Below are 2,517 nucleotides of genomic sequence, written 5' to 3' on the forward strand. Positions count from 1 at the left end.
TTGCAGCATCTAAGGTCTTATCAGCATCGATTTCACCTTGTACTTTGGCTACTTCGGCATCAATAGCGTCTTTAGCATCTTGCTTTTGGGTATCTAATAATGCACCAGTAACGTGGGTATCATCTACTGCTTTTATACCCTTGCCTAATGCATCCTTTACTCCTTGAGCATCAGTTGCATTGTCAATGTTAGTCTTAGCTGCTGCTCCAGCATCCGCTGCTGCTTGCTTTTGTTTGGCCTTGGTTGCAGCATCTAAGGTCTTATCAGCATCGATTTCACCTTGTACTTTGGCTACTTCGGCATCAATAGCATCTTATCCATCCTTCTTTTGGGTATCTAATAATGCACCAGTAACGTGGGTATCATCTACTGCTTTTATGCCCTTGCCTAATGCATCCTTTACTCCTTGAGCATCAGATGCATAATCAATGTTAGTCTTAGCTGCTGCTCCAGCATCAGCTGCTGCCTGCTTTTGTTTAGCCTTGGTTGCATCATCTAAGGTCTTATCAGCATCGATTTCACCTTGGACTTTCGCTACTTCGGCATCAATAGCGTCTTTAGCATCCTTCTTTTGTGCGTCTAGACTAGCAGAAACATGAGTATCATCTACTGCTTTTATGCCCTTGCCTAATGCATCCTTTACTCCTTGAGCATCAGTTGCATTGTCAATGTTGGCCTTAGCTGCTGCTCCAGCATCTGCTGCATCCTGCTTCTGTTTGGCCTTGGTTGCAGCATCTAAGGTCTTATCAGCATCGATTTCACCTTGGACTTTGGCTACTTCAGCATCAATAGCATCTTTAGCATCTTGTTTCTGAGTGTCTAATAATGCACCAGTAACGTGGGTATCATCTACTGCTTTTATGCCCTTGCCTAATGCATCCTTTACTCCTTGAGCATCAGTTGCATTGTCAATGTTGGTCTTAGCTGCTGCTCCAGCATCAGCTGCTGCTTGCTTTTGCTTGGCCTTAGTTGCAGCATCTAAAGTCTTATCAGCATCGATTTCACCTTGGACTTTGGCTACTTCGGCATCAATAGCATCTTTGGCATCCTTCTTTTGGGTATCTAATAATGTACCAGTAACGTGGGTATCATCTACTGCTTTTATGCCCTTGCCTAATGCATCCTTTACCCCTTGAGCATTAGCTGCATTGTCAATGTTAGCCTTGGCATCTGCTCCAGCATCAGCTGCATCCTTCTTTTGTTTGGCCTTGGTTGCAGCATCTAAGGTCTTATCAGCATCAATTTCACCTTGGATCTTCGCTACTTCGGCATCAATAGCGTCTTTAGCATCTTGCTTTTGGGTATCTAATAATGTACCAGAAACATGAGTATCATCTACTGCTTTTATGCCCTTGCCTAATGCATCCTTTACTCCTTGTGCATCAGCTGCATTATCAATGTTGGTCTTAGCTGCTGCTCCAGCATCTGCTGCATCCTGCTTTTGTTTGGCCTTGGTTGCAGCATCTAGAGTATCATCGGCATCAATTTCACCTTGTACCTTCACTACTTCGGCATCAATAGCGTTTTTAGCATCCTTCTTTTGTGCGTCTAGACTAGCAGAAACATGAGCATCGTCTACTGCTTTTATGCCCTTGCCTAATGCATCCTTTACTCCTTGAGCATCAGTTGCATTATCAATGTTGGTCTTAGCTGCTGCTCCAGCATCTGCTGCATCCTGCTTCTGTTTAGCCTTGGTTGCAGCATCTAAGGTCTTATCAGCATCGATTTCACCTTGTACTTTGGCTACTTCGGCATCAATAGCGTCTTTAGCATCTTGCTTTTGGGTATCTAATAATGCACCAGTAACGTGGGTATCATCTACTGCTTTTATACCCTTGCCTAATGCATCCTTTACTCCTTGAGCATCAGTTGCATTGTCAATGTTAGTCTTAGCTGCTGCTCCAGCATCCGCTGCTGCTTGCTTTTGTTTGGCCTTGGTTGCAGCATCTAAGGTCTTATCAGCATCGATTTCACCTTGTACTTTGGCTACTTCGGCATCAATAGCATCTTTGGCATCCTTCTTTTGGGTATCTAATAATGCACCAGTAACGTGGGTATCATCTACTGCTTTTATGCCCTTGCCTAATGCATCCTTTACTCCTTGAGCATCAGCTGCATTGTCAATGTTAGTCTTAGCTGCTGCTCCAGCATCAGCTGCTGCTTGCTTTTGCTTGGCCTTAGTTGCAGCATCTAAGGTCTTATCAGCATCGATTTCACCTTGGACTTTCGCTACTTCTGCATCAATAGCGTCTTTAGCATCCTTCTTTTGTGCGTCTAGACTAGCAGAAACATGGGTATCATCTACTGCTTTTATGCCCTTGCCTAATGCATCCTTTACTCCTTGAGCATCAGTTGCATTGTCAATGTTGGCCTTAGCTGCTGCTCCAGCATCTGCTGCATCCTGCTTCTGTTTGGCCTTGGTTGCAGCATCTAAGGTCTTATCAGCATCGATTTCACCTTGGACTTTGGCTACTTCAGCATCAATAGCATCTTTAGCATCTTGTTTCTGAGTGTCTA

General features: G+C 44.1%; 1 pseudogene. It reads right to left on the reverse strand.

Features of this window, described 5'->3' with window-relative positions:
• Positions 1 to 313: 313 nt before the first annotated feature.
• Positions 314 to 2,517, reverse strand: a pseudogene (locus tag H3R25_RS08800) (DUF1542 domain-containing protein); the annotation flags it as partial.

Origin of the sequence: Lactobacillus sp. M0390 (assembly GCF_016102085.1) — a bacterium.
Taxonomy (GTDB): Bacteria; Bacillota; Bacilli; order Lactobacillales; family Lactobacillaceae; genus Lactobacillus; species Lactobacillus apis.